Genomic DNA, 16,024 nt, shown 5'->3' on the forward strand with positions numbered 1-16,024 from the left:
GTTCCTCCTTACTTTGCATAGCGGTTTACCGGCTTTTCCAAACCGAAGTGCTCTCGTAATGTTGTGCCTTCATATTCTTTTCTGAACACGCCGCGCTCCTGTAAAATCGGAACTACTTGATCAACAAACACTTCAATTCCTTCTGGAAGAAGCGGAGGCATGATGTTAAACCCGTCACACGCTTTCTTATCCACCCATTCCTGCATCTTGTCGGCGAGCTGCTCCGGCGTGCCGACGAAGATATGGTGGCCTCTGGAGCCTGCAACGTATTTGTAAAGCTCTCGTATCGTCATATTGTCCCTTTCAGCCATTTCCTGAACAAGCTTGAAGCGGCTCTTCACCGCATTAGAAGCTTCTGCGTCAAGCTTCGGCAGCGGCCCATCAAGCGGATATGCCGACAAATCAATTCCGCCTAAGTAATTTTGGAGAATTTGCAGACCGACAGATGGGATAATCAGATCTTGAAGCTCCTTGTATTTGGCTCGCGCTGCTTCTTCTGTATCGGCAATGATTGGGAAAATACCCGGCATGATGGCAATTTTTTCTGGATCACGTCCGAATTCCGCTGCCTGTTCTTTAATGGATTGATAAAATTCCTGAGCTGATTCCAGGTGGTTTTGTGCTGTGAAGATCACTTCTGCTGTTCTGGCAGCCAACGCTTTTCCGTCTCCTGATGATCCTGCCTGGATAATGACCGGCTGGCCCTGCGGCGTTCTTGAAACGTTCAGAGGTCCGCGAACCGAGAAATATTCTCCTTTGTGGTTCAGCTCGTGCATTTTTTCTTTGTCAAAGAATTCACCCGTTTCTTTATTACGGATAAAGGCGTCCTCTTCCCATGAATCCCAAAGCCCCTTTACAACTTCGACAAATTCCTCTGCCCGCTGATAGCGCAAATGGTGTTCAAGGTGCTTTTCACCGCTGAAATTCAGCGCTGTTGATTCAATAGATGAAGTGACGACGTTCCATCCGGCACGGCCGTTGGACAAATGATCCAATGACGCAAACTGTCTGGCAATATGGAATGGCTCGCTGTATGTAGTGGAGGCTGTTGCTGTCAGTCCGATTTTTGATGTGACCTGCGCCAAAGCAGAGAGCAGGGTGAATGGCTCAAACCTTGTTAATACATTTGGGTGTGATTTGCTGTCAATTGAGAGGCTGTCCGCTAAAAACAGCATATCAAGCTTGCCTCGCTCCGCTGTTTTCGCAAGCTCTTTAAAATAATCCAAATTCATGCTCGCATCTGACGGCGCGTCCGGGTGCCGCCAAGACGCAACATGATGGCCTGTACCTGCTAAAAATACCCCTAATTTGATTTGTTTCTTTTTGCTTGTCATGACGATACTCCTTTTATCATGTTTTTAGGCTGAATAATCCGAAAAATAAACTCCTATATTCCTAGTCGTTTAATATGAATAAATCAAAATGTACCTTTGTCTTGGACGTTTGTCAATGAGTTAAGATTAATTTTTTCTATTCAAGCGAAAAGACCCTTGCGTGACCATGATGGAACGGCATTGATTCATTCAACTAGTGCAACCTCTATATCGGCAAGAAAACTGAGTCTAATGAAGCAAAGACTCAGTTTTCATCCAAGAATTTTATATAAGATTTCGCCATTTCCTTTGCCTTTTCTTCGCTTTTGCAAACCGCCTATCCATTCAGACGCCGTAACGATTGTATAAAAAAACAGCTGACTCCAGATATTCAAACCGGAATCAGCTGATTGATGTGAATTAATTAAGCTCATGAATACTCTCTTCTGCTTTAGCGGAAAACACTTTAGGCTCCAAACAGTCAAGGTCTTCATGAAATAAATTTACTTTTTGGATTTGCCGATTGTCATAGTGGTGGAAATAGTAGTTTCCAGTTTCGTTGCACATCACGGAAGTATATTGCGTATAATGAATTTCGTCTTCTTCCGTTATCACTGCGCCCTTTGGTATCGTCATATTTGCCAAAATGTGAAAAGCGGCTGTTACACCTTTCGTTTCATCGGCCGCCGGCTCTAGATGTTCTTTCAAATAAACAGCTCTGACAAACCGGGAAGGCGGTGTATAATCCCCCGGCAGACCAACAGTTCCTAAGCCTTGGCCAAAAGCAGAAAGGGCTAATCCGCCCATCTCTTTGCTCTCTAATTGCTTCGGTCTGATTCCTGTATATTGCTGCAGATTGGTTACATGCCATATAAAGTCGGGGCTGTTCGTCATGACACCAGGTTGATTATCATAGACTTTGAGGCCGTCTGCTCTCGGTTCTATCGTCAGGCTTCGGCCCGTCCGGTCTGACAATATCCAGTGAAGCGGTAAAACTGTATCCAATAGATCTAATTTTTTCTCTACAATCGTTAAAGATCGAATCTTTTCTTTTACGTCTTCCAAAGACTTACAGACTGACAGCACCCATGTCACAAACTCATGCGGGGCAATGTGAACGGTATCTTCCCGTATCGTTTTTTCGTACTCCGCATAGCCCGGAAAATAAAGTGCAGCACACGATAAACCGTTTTCATTAACGCCGTCTGCAAATAAAATATTACCAAGTTTTCTTCCCATACCGATAAATGCGTACTGTGTCTGATGGGCCTTTCCGTCAGCTTCACTATTCCAACTGTAACGGCGCGGATAGAGAATCACCTCTGTCCCCAGCTGAAATGCAAAATCCATTGTTCTCGCTAATACATGTTTACGGTCAGCAGTTTCCAATGTAAGACTTGTGCACATTTGATCAGTCCCCTTTTCAATTCAGATTAATATCATACATATTGTGAACGAATTGGTTTTATCAGCATAACGAAAGTCAAATCGGTTCGTCAAAGAATTGACATTACATCAAATAAAACGAAAAAATCCAGCCTTTAGAAGGCTGGATTTTTTATTATTTAGCCAAAACAAGCTCGTGAATCGCATGCGCAACACCATGTTCATTATTGGAGCGTGTTTGAAAGTTTGCGGCTTCCAATACTTCTGGGATGGCGTTTGCCATGGCAACCCCGCAGCCCGCCCATTCGATCATTGTCAGGTCGTTCCCATTGTCGCCTATGCACATGACTTCCGCCTGTTCAATTCCAAGCTGCTGAGCCAGCTGGCGTACAGCATTTCCTTTGCTGGCTTCCGGGTGCAGAATCTCATAAAAGAAAGGCGCGCTTTTGACCATTGAATATTTTTCTCTCACGTCTTTTGGAATCGATGTAATGACGCGGTTTAAGTTCTCCGGTTTATCAATAAACATCACTTTCGGGATGAGGATATCTTTTGGCACCTCGTCAATCTTGCGGAAATGAAGCGGCACCTGTGTCACATAGGATTCGTATACGGTAAATTCGCTAATATCCCGGTTAGGCGTATACAAATTAGATGAGTCAAAGAAATGCATCGGCGTCTTCAGCTCTAAGCTCAGGTCATATAATGAAGCCAAATCATCATAACCGAGAGACAGCTCCGAGACCACTTCATTTGTATGCGTATTTTGAACAAGCGCTCCATTATACGCAATAACATAGTCGCCTTCTTCAATTAAATTCAGTTCATCTAAATATCTCTGCACACCCCCGATAGGCCGGCCGGTGCAAAGCACAATTTTGACACCTTCCGCTTTTGCAGCGTGAAGGGCGTCGCGGACCTCCTCTGTTACTTCATGATGATCATTTAAAAGTGTTCCATCCATATCAATTGCAATTAGTTTGTACATCCTGCATCTCCTTCATGTCGTTTTCAGGCTATAGTCCCATCATATCGTTTTTTCTTTTTGATATTCAACCGGAAGAGATGGTTTTCTCCGGATTCTGTTTAGACGCCGCCCTTGTCTTCGGATACGCAAGCGCGGTTTCCGCTTTCTTTCTGCCTTGACGCCGTTTTCTGCTTTTTTCTGTTTCATCAGCAGAAAGCCGGCAGCTAAAAAAGGAATGCCGGTGATATTCAAGATGGCAAGCTTCACACCCGCCGCGATGAAAAAGAACCCCCATGAAGATGATGGATTCCGTCTGATCATGACGTAAGCCGCCATTTCCAGAACAATCAGGATGGCATGAAGCACTATGCCATAAATCAGCAATACAAGGGCAAAAAACAATACATAATTCACGATTGCCCCTGAGTACATCATAGCGCGCATCATTTGTATAAACGATAAGGACTGCATGGAGCCGCTGATGACATTAGGGTTATAGATCGTATAGTCACTAAATAAATGTTTGACTTTGAGAAAAGCCCATAATATAAATATCCACTGAATAATATGTAAAACAAGCCCCACTGCCACCAGTCTTTCAGCTTTTTGATTTCTCATCTTTCTCCTCCCTGCCGGTCTTTGATTCGATTCTTGTCATCGTTTTTGTCTTGCCATTTTGCTCCCATATCAATGTCCCGTTTTCTCCTCTTTTCAGCGTGCTTTTGAGCGGATAATAGGGGCCGAGGTACTGAATCTCGATAGACCCGTCAGTGCTTTGGGAAATCACCTTGTATGCCATAAAAGGCAGCTGTACCTCTCCTCTTCCTTCCATCACTTCCGTTTCCACAACCTCGTCTTCGGTAAATGTGACTGTTGCTGATTTCACGCCGTCCGTTGGCCCGGGGGCAAGCCCCTCATCCCACGTTCCGTAATAAAACGGCGTCTCTTCTTTTTGCTGCTGGCAGCCCGATACCATGATGCATACAGCAATTAAAAACAAAATGCCATATTTGTTTCTCAAGGGGATCACCATCCTTTCCTCCTTTTTTTGGGCGAATGCCGTGCCACTGTGCCAAGGACTACATAAGTTATAAGGAATTCACCCACAAGGAGATTGATCATAATGAACCCTTATCAATATTACAGCTCTCAGCTGCCTCAGCAGGAACCTTACTATAGCCACTATGAGTACAATCCTTATCCGCAGCAGGATGTATACGATCCATACCAAATGGATAGACAGCCGGCATTGGAAAGAAGAATCGCAGCACTTGAACGGCAAAATGAACAGCAGTCAAGAGAATTAACCCGTCTGACAAACGAAGACCGCCGTCAAAATCGGGAAATTGCACGGATTGCCGAACAGGTCAATCAGCTAAGCCAGGCTGTTGAACGCCATACACGCCGCCTAAATCGGCTCAATCAGCGCCTCCGCACAGTAGAAAACAGGCTGAATATCCCATTTACTGCAGGGGAAGGCGGTTTCTGAGCGAAACAAAGAAAAAAAGCGGAATACGATTCTCCCATCTCAGGGTTTCGTTTTCCGCCATTCTTATATGTTAAAACGGAACATTTACATAAAAAGGGTTTGTACCCAGTATACAATCTTTACCGTTTTCATTCAAAGGTAGAGGGGCTGAGGAAAATAATTGTAGTTCCTCATTTGCAGAATTTCTTTTCATTCAGGTTGCATGATAATACCGACTCACGTCAATCGATACATGGAGGGATCATTCATGCATAATACACAACACGGCTTGCAGCAGCTGAACCAATGCCGCCAAACTGCTCAGCAGCTCATTCAGCAGACACAGCAAAGCAGCCAGCAATATCGCCAAATGCTTCATCAGGAACAGCAAAACATCCAAATGCTGCAGCAGATTCTAAACCACGAACAACAAGCTGCACATACCATTCAGCAAGCACTGCACGGGCATGACATGGCGATTCAAAAGTGCCAGCAGGTTGTCAACATGTGCAACCAAATGCAACAGGAACTTACTGGACAATCCAGCGTCATGAATACGAATGTATCTACACTTCCATTCGGCCAAAACACGCCATTTCAGCAGCAATCCTACCAGCAGTAACATATAAAAAGCTCAACACAATGCGAGTGTTGAGCTTTTTTTCTTACTGTTCTTTGCGAATATGTATATCCTGAATAGACTGTTTCGGTGCATGAAATCTGCTCTCGGCTTCACTTCTTGCCTCGGCAAAAGCCCGCGCCTCCACATGATCTTTGTAGACATCCAGCTGAATCAAATACAGCGGGCGCACTTTAAATCCATGAATAATGGTCACCGCCCATAACGGGACCACAATAAAAACACCGGGCAGATCGGGCAAAACAAAACCAAACGCAAAAATGAAAAAATAAATGATGCCGTACATGATCCACTTTCTATTTCTAACCTTGATGCCAATAAATAAAAAGGCAAAAAAACTGGTAATGGCAAAAGGCATGAAAATAAACAGCATCCACCAGCTATGCAGCCATTCCCAAGCGGCACCTCTTTTTGTAATTCCCATATTTTTCTCCTCCTATTTACCTATAATAATCGATTAGGCATACCGCGTCACCCATAAACGGGAAAAACTTTCTCCCTTAAAAATAGTGATAGACGGAGAACAGGTTTCTTGCTATATTATTAATTGATAATGATAATCATTACTAATCTATTGAGATACATAGTGGGAGGGTTCTTGATGAAAAAGAACATATTGCTCGTGGGCATGCTTGTGCTGCTTCTCATGTTTGTCAGCGCTTGCAGCGGCACGGCTTCTAAAGGGAGCTCAAGCGATTCTGCTTCCGAAAAAACAGAAATGAGAACATACAAATCACCAAAAGGGAACGTCAACATTCCTGCACGTCCGAAACGCATCGTCACTGATTTTTATGCCGGTGAATTGCTGTCTGTCGGGGCCAATGTGGTCGGCTCAGGCTCATGGTCATTTGATAATCCGTTTTTAAAATCAAAGCTGAAAAATGTGAAGGATGTTGGTGATCCAATCAGCGTTGAAAAAGTGATGGAGCTTCAGCCTGACTTAATTGTTGTCATGAATGAAGAGAATGTTGATAAATTAAAGAAAATCGCTCCGACTGTTGTCATACCTTATAACACAGCGAAAAACGTAGAAGACACAGTCAGCATGTTCGGAGATATCGCCGGAGCGAAAGACAAAGCAAAATCCTTTATGGCTGACTTTAACAAAAAAGCGGAAGCAGCTAAAAAGAAAATTGCCGGCGTCATCGACAAAGATGCGACCTTCGGCATTTATGAAAACACAGACAAGGGCGCATTCTGGGTGTTCAATGACAATGGCGGACGCGGCGGCCAAGCTGTATACAATGCACTTGGGTTAAAAGCGCCTGAAAAAATTGAGCAAGATGTCATCAAAAAAGGAGAGATGAAACAGCTCTCTCAAGAGGTTATTCCTGAGTATGCCGCAGATTATATGTTCATTACGGATTACAACCCGAAAGGCGAAAGCAAAACACTCGACAAGCTGGAGAATTCCTCTATTTGGAAAAATCTTGACGCTGTTAAACATAATCGCGTGTTTATCAATGACTTTGACTCGTTCTACCCGTACGACCCGATTTCTGTCAGCAAACAGGTGGATATCATCACCGACATGCTGATCAAACGGGCCGAAGAAAATAAAAAATAAAAAAACGGCACAGTCATGACGCTGTGCCGTTTTTTATGATTCACTTTAATTTTGACTGTACGGAGTCCGGCATATCTTCAAACTTGACTTCTTCCCAAGTCTCGACATACTTTCCTTTCGCCTTCACCTTCAAATACGCGTTCTTCCGAAGCTCTTTGCCGGCGAAAAAGGTCACTTCTTCTTTTTTCCCGGATGCATTATATCCGTCTAATGTATATTCAGTACCGCCCGGACTAAGATGTCTGCCATCTCGATCAATCTGAACATAGACATCTTGCTGGTGAATAAACGGATTAAATCTGTCTGTAACATCGTTATGAAAAAAGAGAAGCCCGCATATTACGGCAGCAGCCGCCAAGACGGCCAGGATTGCCATTGCTTTTTTCATCTTTGCACTCCCCTTACTTGTTCATTTTTTTCAAATAGCTTGACCGCACCGCGAGGAAGAATAGAAGCTGAAAAATGAAAAACCCTCCGATGGTGAGACTGAGCGGCCCCGCGACATCAGAATAGCCTTCCACAGCCAATGTTCTCAAGGCAAACAGTGTATGCATGACGGCAATGACAAATGGAAAGAAGAAAAGAATCGCCAATTGTATTGTCACGCTTTGCGCCATTTCTCGCTCACTCAGGCCGATTTTGGCCAGTGAACGGTAGCGCTCCCGGTCTTCATCTAAATCAGTGAACAGCCTGAAATATAAGAAACTTGCTGCCGCGACAAAGAATACAATTGCGATAAACAGGCCGATAAATAGACTCAGGCTCGGCAGCTGCACCGTATCATAGTAAGTCCCCGCTTTTGAAGCAAAATCAGAATGCACGTCGATATAATTGCCGTAAATCTCATTTTGCAAGGATTGGCTGATCTCAAGACTGTCTTTCCAATGATCATAGCTGTAGCCGTATAATGACGCTTTATCACCGAGTGATTTCAGCTGATCAAAGGTTTGATCATTCACCGCGATGATAGCATTCAATGAGATCAGCGGTTTTTTGACTTCTTTTACCGACAGTTTTTGATCAGACATCTCCCCTTTTTGGTTCAGCAGCTTCAGCTGATCCGGAGCTTTGTTTTTGAAATTGCGGTCATACGTTCCCGGGAAATAGACAGCCTCGTCTTCTTTCAGGCCGTTCACTTTGACATGGAAGTATTTTGCCGCATCCGATTCACTGATCATGTAAACAGGGGGAACAGTTTCTCCTTCCTGATAGCGAACATAGGAAACATCTATTTTGTCTTTCGTATACGTAAAGCCGTGTGTTTTCAGTTCATGGTCAATATCTTTCAAATGAGTCTGTTCTTTTGGATTGTTGCTGTAAGATAAATACTCCATTTCATAAGCGGACTCTTCCGCCCCGACGGTCGATTTGTACATCGCGAGCACGCCTGTCGCAGTAAACGCAACCGCGGAAATAATGCTGACAATAAAGAACAGGCGGGCGTTGTCTTTTAAACGATAGACAAGGTCAGAAACCCAGATGACGTTTTTCCCGCGCAGATAAAAGGTTTTCCACTTCTTCAGCGCGCGCAGAATCCATATGCTGCTTTGGCTGAAAAAGAAATATGTTCCGATGACGGTGAGCAGTAAAATGATAAACGGTTCGGCCCCGTGGACATTGCCTTTAAGAACCATGCCGTACCCGCCGCAAAGACAGGCGATGCCGAATAAGGACAGAAGCACGGACGGCTTAGGCTCCGGCTTAACCTTGTCAGTGCCCTTTATTAATTTGATAACCGTATTTGATCTGACAAAAAGAATCGTAAACTGCGATAAAAAGAAAAATAAGAGCAGAAATCCGCCGGCCGTAATACCGAGCGCTTTCCAAGGCATATACAAAGGCAGCGCGTCCATTTCTAAAATATAAGCGCCGACCGTAAAGAATGTCTTTGAAAAAATGAATCCTCCGATAATGCCGGCTGCAATTGACATGACGCCGATGATCATATTTTCCGCAGTAATGAGCTTTCTCAGCTGCCCCGGCGTGATGCCCTGCATGAGCAGAATGCCGAATTCTTTATTTCTCGATTTCAAAAATGCGTTAACCGAATACAGAACAAATAAGAAAGAAAAAACAAAGATCATCCATTCCGCAGCGGTTAAGCCTTTTTTGGCGATATTATTCAGGTAGCCTTCCTTTAATGCCGGATGAAACAGGAACATCGCAAAGGTAAAGAAAATCAAAACGGAAAAGGCGCTGCTTAAAAAGAATGCAAGATAGGCCCTTTTGTTTCTCGTGACGTTTTTATAAGCGAACTGAAGAAAGGTCATTTGCGTTTCCCCCCAGCATAGACAGCACATCGAGAATTTGTTCATAAAATACTTGGCGGTTTTCCCCGCGGTAAATCTCATTAAACAGTTCACCGTCTTTTATAAAGATGACGCGGCGGCAGTAGCTTGCCGCAACAGGATCGTGGGTCACCATCAAAGCCGTGACTTGATCATCCTGATTCAGGCTCTGCATCGTTTCCATGACGTCTTTTGACGCTTTGGAATCAAGGTTGCCCGTCGGTTCATCGGCCAGGATGAGTGACGGCTTATGAATAACCGCTCTTGCGATGGCGGCACGCTGGCGCTGTCCTCCGGATACTTCAAACGTCCGTTTGTTGAGCAGGTTTTCGATTCCGAGCTTTGCCGCGATGCCTTGCAGTTTTTCTTCCATTACAGACGGCGCTTCTTTTTCAAGCGTTAACGGCAGCATGATATTTTCACCGATTGTCAGCGTGTCCAGAAGATTGAAATCCTGAAACACAAATCCGAGCTGCTTGCGGCGGAAATGAGCGAGCTTTGTCCGCTTCAGGCGATGCGGGTTTTCTCCGTGAATCAGGATATCGCCTGAATCCGGACGGTCGATCGTTGAAATGATATTCAAAAGCGTTGTTTTTCCGGACCCAGACGGCCCCATCACCGCCGTGAACTCGCCTTCTTCTATTGAAAATGAAATTTGCTTTAAGGCTTGATAGGACACTTGTCCTTTATAGGTTTTATTTATATGTTTGACTTCAAGCATATTCGCCATGAAAATCCTCCTTATGGTTTTATTCTTGTTGATCTGGGCTGCTTTCATGTAGTGCCGGGACGTTCAACATAAAAATCCCCTTGACATAAATCCATGTTATCAAGGGGAAACAAAGCGGGCTATGTTGTTTTCTTAACGCAGCCTTACATTTTTGTAAGAAATGAAAATCGAACTGATGTCCCTTCACCGGGAGACGAGCTGATGTCTACCGTATGATTGAGCTTATCTGTAATTTCTTTGACGAGATGGAGGCCGATTCCCGTAGATTCTTGGAAACGCCGCCCGTTTTCACCGGTGTAATAAGGGTCAAACACCCGCTTGATGTCTTGCGAAGGAATCCCGACACCGTAATCTTTGACTTCAAGCACCGTCCTGTCTTCATCGCGGAAGACATTCAGCTCAAGTCTATCACTCTTGCCCGCTGAATACTTGACCGCATTTGTGACCACTTGGCCGATCGCAAATTTGAGCCATTTGGCATCGGTGTAAATCTGATGATCATCGCAAACGTTCATTTTCGGATAAACGCGATATTGAATAAAAAATCGTTTATAGCTTTGAATGACTGATTGGAGAAGCTCGGGCAGGGAAACCGCTTCAATTTTAAAATCCCGTTCAAACAGGTCGAGCCTTGAAGAATAAAGAAGCGTCTCCAGCCCGAATTCAATCTGCCGGACTTCTTTTTTGATTTGTTCAAAAACGGGCTCATCCTCTTCTTGAATGATTAAATTAATGACCGACAGCGGCGTCTTTACTTGGTGCACCCATTGATTCATATACGTCACCCGCGCTTCAAGCTTGGCTTCGGTCTCATGGAGCTTCTGGTGCTGCAGCCGGCTCAGCTCCATCTGCTTTTCATACAGCTCTGAACAGAACACTGAAGAACCGAGATACGGGATATCCGTCCCTTCCTGCCCCGAGCTGAGCCAATGATACACGCCGCGGTCTTTGTACCAGCGATAGGCAAGATAGCCCGCCAAAATAAGAAGCTGCACGCCCAATATGTAAAACAAGTGAGAAAAAGAATGAAGACCCGCAAACCAGTAATAAAAGAAGACAAACAGCCCTTGAAGGAGAAAAAGCAGAATCAGCACTGCATGAGACCGGAGAAACAGCTTCATGACTGCGCCCTCAGCTGGTAGCCTTCGCCCCGCACCGCTTCAATAGAAACAGGCGCATTCAGCTCCCGCAGTTTTTTTCTGAGCCGCGTGATATACACGTTAAGTGTATTATCATCGATGAATATGTCGGTGTCCCACGTCTTTTCCATGAGACGGTCCCGACTCGTCACCTTTTCTCCCCGCACAAGCAGCACTTCCAAAAGCTTGCTTTCTTTTTTAGAAAGCTCGCTTTTTTCATCCTGAAAACGCAGTTCAAACCGTTCCACAAAGAGCTGGACGCCGGCATATTCAACCACTTTCTCTCCCTGCTTTGCGGCGTACTCCCCGTACGCCCTCCGGATCTGGCTTTTGATTTTCGCCAGCACAATATCATAAGAAAACGGTTTTTCGATATAATCGTCTCCCCCGTTTTCAATCGCCATCACCTGATCCATTTCCCCGCTTCTGGCAGAAATAAAGATGATCGGGCTTGTGGAGTGCTGGCGGATCTGCCGGCACCAATAATATCCGTCATATGCCGGCAAATTGATATCAAGCAGCACCACATCGGGCTTTTCCCGCAAAAAGACATCAAGAACAGCTGTAAAATCCGCGGCGACAACTGTTTGATATCCGTATTTTTCAAGGTAATTCTGCAATAGTCCGCGAATGTCTTCACTGTCTTCCACAATCATGATTTTATTCAAACTGAACCACTCCCGTTTCTTACACTGCTGCCATCATCATAATCGTTTTGGGCGTATGGACGCAACACCGCACAAAAAAACCGCCATCTCGACGGTTTCTGGTCTCTTTAGCCGACCTGCTGCTTAGCTGCTTTACCGGCTGATCCGAACTCTCTCATTTTGCTTCGCACTGTCTCTTCCACGGCTTCAATGCCGGGTGTCAAATAGCCGCGCGGTTCGTACAGATCGCTGTTTTCCTGAAACATGCGGCGTGTTTCGTCTGTCCACGCTACCATACATTCCGTATTGATATTGATCTTCGCGTGGCCGAGCGTGATGGCTTTTTTGATCTGATCCTGCGGAATCCCGGATGCCCCGTGAAGAACGAGGGGAATATCAGTCATGCGGGAGATAGCCTCCATTTCCTTAAATCCGAGATTCGGCTCACCCTGATATTTACCGTGAACAGAGCCGAGGGCGGCGGCCAGCGCGTCGATATTGGTTTCTTTGACGATCCGCTCACATTCCGTGATATCGGCATAGCGGACCCCGCCGACCAGTCCGTCTTCCATTCCGCCTACCGTGCCGACTTCGGCTTCTACTGACACGCCGTGTTTTGCGGCATAATCGGTGACTTCTTTTGTCATCGCGATATTCTCGTCAATCGGCTGATGGGAACCGTCAATCATCACTGAGCTGAATCCGGCATCAATGGCCTGTCTGCAGCGTTCCGCACTGCTGCCGTGATCGAGATGAAGCACGACCGGAACGGTAATCGCCATGTCCTCCATTAACGCGCCTACCATGGCGGCAATCGTTTTAAATCCGCCTAAATAATCGACCAGGCGATCGGAAGCCGCGGCGATGACCGGTGATTGCTCCTTTTGCGCCGCCTGCAAAATCGCCTTCGTCCACTGCAAACCATTGATATTAAACTGGCCGATCGCATACTGCTCCCGCTTTGCATCTTCAAGAAGCTCTTTCATCGATACAAAAGCCATATTCACCCCTCCTTTATCCGTTACATGTTGAAGTATTTTGATACGACGTCCACTGTTGTTTTTTTCGCTGTTTGAATGGCTTCCTCAGCAGTCAGCTTATAGTATTCAGGCCGGAAGAGCTCAACCGATACAACATCAGAGAAGCCGATTTCCTTCAGTGCTGATAAGTGGGCATCTAAGTCAATTGCCCCTTGTCCCGGCCATACACGATCCTCATCTGTTAAAAAGCCGATTGGGAAATCTTCTGTATCATCAATATGATAGATGAAGATTTTCTTTCCGTCCGCCTGCTTTAAGCTCTCAATATTTGAACCCATTGCATGGAAGTGAAAACTGTCAAGGACAAGCCCGACATTGTCACGGTTAACTGTGTTTACGATCTCATACGCCTGTTCAAACGTATTGACCGTACATTGCGGATGGCCGACAAATTCAAGCGCGATTTTTACGCCGTACGGCTCCGCGATATCTGACAGCTCAGTCAACACGTCTACACTGCTCTTTTTGATCTCTTCTTTTACAATCTTCTGCTCTGTCACAAGCGGAACGGCCACCACATATTTCACACCGAGGGTTTTGCATGTTTCCATCATGCCTTTAAATTCAGTGATGATCTCGTTGTGGCCCTTTTCATCACGGTTGTTGAAGAAAACAAGCGCGTTTAAGGCAAGCGGTTTGATGTGATGGGTTTGAAAGTATTCCGCAAGGTCATCCAATGAATGGTCTTTTAAGTACTCCGGCAGCTTATCCATTGTGCGAATTTCAATATAATCATAGCCGTGCTTTTCGCATAGTTCTAAATCCTGTTTAAGGTTTGAGTTTTCCAATGTTGTCGCTTCATTAAAACAAAGTTTCATGCCAGACTCCCCCATCTGCGTTTTAGATATGAAGGGAGTTCGGCAGGAAGGCTGTCGCCATATCCCGCCGAACTCCATGCTCAGCTTATGCCAGACCTAATTCTTCTTTCATTTTCTTAAGCATAAATCGGCTTGATTCATCCGCTCTTTCATCGACCCAAGCAAATACGGCATTCGTCGCAATTCCGTCGAACTTCATCTCTCTCAGTTTTCTGAAAATCGTATCAAAATCAACCTCGCCTTGGCCAATGTCCAAATGCTGGTGAACCGTTACTTTCGCGTCAGGCGGATTGACGATGTAGCGAAGGCCATGAGCCGCTTTATGATTATAGGTATCTGCAAATAAAACATGTGTGAGGCGGTCGCCGGCTTCGTCAAACATGGTCTCGATGTCGCCTTTGCCGTCATCATAGAAGAACGTATGCGCAGTCGAGTAGACAAGATTGATCCAATCCTTGTCAAGCGCGCGGATCATATCCATCGCACCTTTGTGCGTTTCGATAAAATCGTATGGGTGGGCTTGAAGATTGAGTTTAATACCTTCTTTTTCAAAGACTGGCAGAAGCTCATCCATGGATTTGATAAATTTTTCTTCACTTGTTAAAGGATCATATTTTGAACCGCTGAATTCGCTGTTCATCAAATCCACTTCAAGTTCAACCGCAATTTCGATTGCCCGTTTCCAATTGCGCACCGCTGCCTGCCGGCGGTCTTCATCAGGACCCGCCCAGTGGTAAAGCGGAAGAAGCGATGAAAGCTTAACACCTGTATCTCTTAAAAGGCGCTTTAATTGTTTGATCTTTGCTGAATCGACTTTCGGATATTTATAAAACGGGCAAAAATCCTCGCGCGGAGACAATTCGATATATTCATAGCCGAGCTCTGCCGTTTTATAGACCGTTTCCTCTAAAGTTAAATCATCACGATACATAGATGGATCCAATGCTAACTTCATATTTTCACTCCTCTGTTTTTTAGTTTTGAACTGTTGTAAAAGATTGATAGAATTCCGGTTTTTCCTTCAATTCAACCTTTTCTTTTTGTCCGGATTCCTGGGCTTTTACACACGCGTCAGTCGTAACAGCAGCAATGTAGCCATCCCATGCCGTCGGTCCGCTGACCTCGCCTTTCTTTTGAATCGAATCAATAAAGTCTTGGATTTCCACATCATACGCAGCGACAAAGCGTCTCTGCCAATCCATCAAAATATCAGTGCTGAATCTGCCTTCTTTTCTCAAGCTGATGCTTGATGGCTCGGGAAGCTTGATGATGCCGTCTTCTCCGACGATTTCACATTGAATGTCATAGCCGTATTTACAGTTCACATAGATTTCAGCATTGATGACGATACCGCCTTTTGTTTCAATCACGACGATTTGCGGATCTTTTAAATGCGGCAGCGCGTTTTTCGATTTTTTCGGGTAGATGACTTGAACGGACTCGTAGTCATCGTTGACGAGCCAGTGCAGTACATCAATTTCATGAACAAGCGTGTCGACTACGGCCATATCGGTTGTGTAGTTATCTCCTACAGTCGGGTTGCGGTGCGCGCAGTGGATCATAAGCGGCTCGCCGATGACGTGATTATCGAGCGCCTCCTTCAGCTGTACGTAACCGCTGTCATAACGGCGCATGAAGCCGACTTGAACTAGGCGTTTGCCCACTTTGATTTCTTCTTCGACGATGCGCATGCATCCTTCAGCCGTTGTCGCGAGCGGTTTTTCACAGAATACATATTTCTGGGCTTTAATCGCTTTCAGCACGCTTGACTCATGCGCAGGCCCCCAGCTTGTCACTAAAACAGCGTCTACATTTTCGTCTGCAAGCAAGCTGTCATCATTCGGATAAACCGTCGCGTTTAATTGGTATTGCTCAACGACCTTTTGTGCAGCTTCTTGATTAACATCCGTTACAGCTACGATTTCTGCGCCGGACAGCTTGTTCGTAATGCGGTTAATATGTTCTTTTCCGATTGCTCCAGTTCCAATTACGCCAATACGTAAACTCATTGACAGCCACTC

18 protein-coding genes and 1 pseudogene are annotated in these 16,024 nt (G+C 45.2%); 3 read left to right on the forward strand and 16 right to left on the reverse strand.

Annotated features, from left to right (window positions below):
- Nucleotides 1-8 precede the first annotated feature (8 nt).
- The 6 genes and pseudogenes from ACFVP7_RS21700 to ACFVP7_RS21725 form a co-directional block, all read right to left on the reverse strand.
- The gene (locus tag ACFVP7_RS21700) at nucleotides 9-1,334 is read right to left on the reverse strand and encodes an LLM class flavin-dependent oxidoreductase (protein ID WP_130573059.1); all 1,326 of its coding nucleotides are present in this window, start codon (nucleotides 1,332-1,334) and stop codon (nucleotides 9-11) included.
- A gap of 185 nt (nucleotides 1,335-1,519) precedes the next feature.
- Nucleotides 1,520-1,747, reverse strand: a pseudogene (locus ACFVP7_RS21705) (hypothetical protein).
- Complete coding sequence (yxeI, locus tag ACFVP7_RS21710) at nucleotides 1,734-2,720, reverse strand: penicillin V amidase (protein WP_122895698.1); 987 nt, start codon at nucleotides 2,718-2,720, stop codon at nucleotides 1,734-1,736. The pseudogene ACFVP7_RS21705 and the gene yxeI overlap by 14 nt, the downstream one beginning before the upstream one ends.
- Nucleotides 2,721-2,874: 154 nt before the next feature.
- Nucleotides 2,875-3,687 carry a sugar-phosphatase gene (gene yidA / locus ACFVP7_RS21715; RefSeq protein WP_396582877.1) on the reverse strand — a complete coding sequence of 271 codons (813 nt, stop codon included), beginning with the start codon at nucleotides 3,685-3,687 and terminating at the stop codon, nucleotides 2,875-2,877.
- Nucleotides 3,688-3,726: 39 nt separating this feature from the next.
- Nucleotides 3,727-4,284, reverse strand: a complete 558-nt coding sequence (locus ACFVP7_RS21720) for a hypothetical protein (protein ID WP_167560778.1) — start codon at nucleotides 4,282-4,284, stop codon at nucleotides 3,727-3,729.
- Nucleotides 4,265-4,699, reverse strand: a complete 435-nt coding sequence (locus ACFVP7_RS21725) for a DUF3255 family protein (protein ID WP_338731696.1) — start codon at nucleotides 4,697-4,699, stop codon at nucleotides 4,265-4,267. Before ACFVP7_RS21725 ends, ACFVP7_RS21720 begins: the two co-directional genes overlap by 20 nt.
- A gap of 90 nt (nucleotides 4,700-4,789) precedes the next feature.
- Between ACFVP7_RS21725 and cotNE the strand changes: the two genes are divergently transcribed.
- Together cotNE and ACFVP7_RS21735 are read left to right on the forward strand one after the other, a co-directional pair.
- Nucleotides 4,790-5,155, forward strand: a complete 366-nt coding sequence (cotNE, locus tag ACFVP7_RS21730; protein WP_076457373.1) for an inner spore coat protein CotNE — start codon at nucleotides 4,790-4,792, stop codon at nucleotides 5,153-5,155.
- A gap of 247 nt (nucleotides 5,156-5,402) precedes the next feature.
- Nucleotides 5,403-5,756 carry a hypothetical protein gene (locus ACFVP7_RS21735; RefSeq protein WP_003236356.1) on the forward strand — a complete coding sequence of 118 codons (354 nt, stop codon included), beginning with the start codon at nucleotides 5,403-5,405 and terminating at the stop codon, nucleotides 5,754-5,756.
- A 43-nt stretch (nucleotides 5,757-5,799) separates the two neighbouring features.
- Here ACFVP7_RS21735 and ACFVP7_RS21740 read toward each other — a convergent pair whose 3' ends face one another.
- Nucleotides 5,800-6,198 (reverse strand): hypothetical protein, encoded by a 399-nt coding sequence (locus ACFVP7_RS21740; RefSeq protein WP_003243293.1) that lies wholly within the window; start codon nucleotides 6,196-6,198, stop codon nucleotides 5,800-5,802.
- A 177-nt stretch (nucleotides 6,199-6,375) separates the two neighbouring features.
- Between ACFVP7_RS21740 and ACFVP7_RS21745 the strand changes: the two genes are divergently transcribed.
- Complete coding sequence (locus ACFVP7_RS21745) at nucleotides 6,376-7,341, forward strand: iron-hydroxamate ABC transporter substrate-binding protein (protein ID WP_396582878.1); 966 nt, start codon at nucleotides 6,376-6,378, stop codon at nucleotides 7,339-7,341.
- 40 nt (nucleotides 7,342-7,381) lie between these two features.
- On the opposite strand, the gene ACFVP7_RS21750 is transcribed toward ACFVP7_RS21745, so the two are convergent.
- From ACFVP7_RS21750 to iolG, 9 genes are all read right to left on the reverse strand, one after another.
- The gene (locus ACFVP7_RS21750) at nucleotides 7,382-7,729 is read right to left on the reverse strand and encodes a YxeA family protein (protein ID WP_003227084.1); all 348 of its coding nucleotides are present in this window, start codon (nucleotides 7,727-7,729) and stop codon (nucleotides 7,382-7,384) included.
- Nucleotides 7,730-7,742: 13 nt separating this feature from the next.
- Entirely contained in the window at nucleotides 7,743-9,611 is a 1,869-nt protein-coding gene (yxdM, locus tag ACFVP7_RS21755) for an ABC transporter permease YxdM (RefSeq protein WP_185184115.1), read from the reverse strand.
- Nucleotides 9,586-10,359, reverse strand: coding sequence for an ABC transporter ATP-binding protein YxdL (gene yxdL / locus ACFVP7_RS21760; protein WP_024572301.1), 774 nt, complete (start codon nucleotides 10,357-10,359; stop codon nucleotides 9,586-9,588). The genes yxdM and yxdL overlap by 26 nt, the downstream gene beginning before the upstream one ends.
- Nucleotides 10,360-10,502: 143 nt before the next feature.
- Nucleotides 10,503-11,480, reverse strand: a complete 978-nt coding sequence (yxdK, locus tag ACFVP7_RS21765) for a two-component system sensor histidine kinase YxdK (RefSeq protein WP_160831988.1) — start codon at nucleotides 11,478-11,480, stop codon at nucleotides 10,503-10,505.
- On the reverse strand, nucleotides 11,477-12,166 hold the full coding sequence (gene yxdJ, locus ACFVP7_RS21770) for a two-component system response regulator YxdJ (protein ID WP_396582879.1): 690 nt from the start codon (nucleotides 12,164-12,166) through the stop codon (nucleotides 11,477-11,479). Before yxdJ ends, yxdK begins: the two co-directional genes overlap by 4 nt.
- 107 nt (nucleotides 12,167-12,273) lie before the next feature.
- A complete protein-coding gene (gene iolJ / locus ACFVP7_RS21775; RefSeq protein ID WP_015250854.1) occupies nucleotides 12,274-13,146 on the reverse strand; it encodes a 6-phospho-5-dehydro-2-deoxy-D-gluconate aldolase in 873 nt (290 codons plus the stop codon).
- A 20-nt stretch (nucleotides 13,147-13,166) separates the two neighbouring features.
- Nucleotides 13,167-14,003 carry a 2-keto-myo-inositol isomerase gene (gene iolI / locus ACFVP7_RS21780; RefSeq protein WP_015250853.1) on the reverse strand — a complete coding sequence of 279 codons (837 nt, stop codon included), beginning with the start codon at nucleotides 14,001-14,003 and terminating at the stop codon, nucleotides 13,167-13,169.
- A gap of 85 nt (nucleotides 14,004-14,088) precedes the next feature.
- A complete protein-coding gene (locus ACFVP7_RS21785) occupies nucleotides 14,089-14,958 on the reverse strand; it encodes a sugar phosphate isomerase/epimerase family protein (protein ID WP_015250852.1) in 870 nt (289 codons plus the stop codon).
- A 19-nt stretch (nucleotides 14,959-14,977) separates the two neighbouring features.
- The gene (gene iolG, locus ACFVP7_RS21790) at nucleotides 14,978-16,012 is read right to left on the reverse strand and encodes a bifunctional inositol 2-dehydrogenase/D-chiro-inositol 1-dehydrogenase (protein WP_003244482.1); all 1,035 of its coding nucleotides are present in this window, start codon (nucleotides 16,010-16,012) and stop codon (nucleotides 14,978-14,980) included.
- Between the last annotated feature and the right edge of the window lie 12 nt (nucleotides 16,013-16,024).

Origin of the sequence: Bacillus sp. SG20033 (assembly GCF_044570195.1) — a bacterium.
In the GTDB taxonomy this organism is placed as follows: Bacteria; Bacillota; Bacilli; order Bacillales; family Bacillaceae; genus Bacillus; species Bacillus subtilis.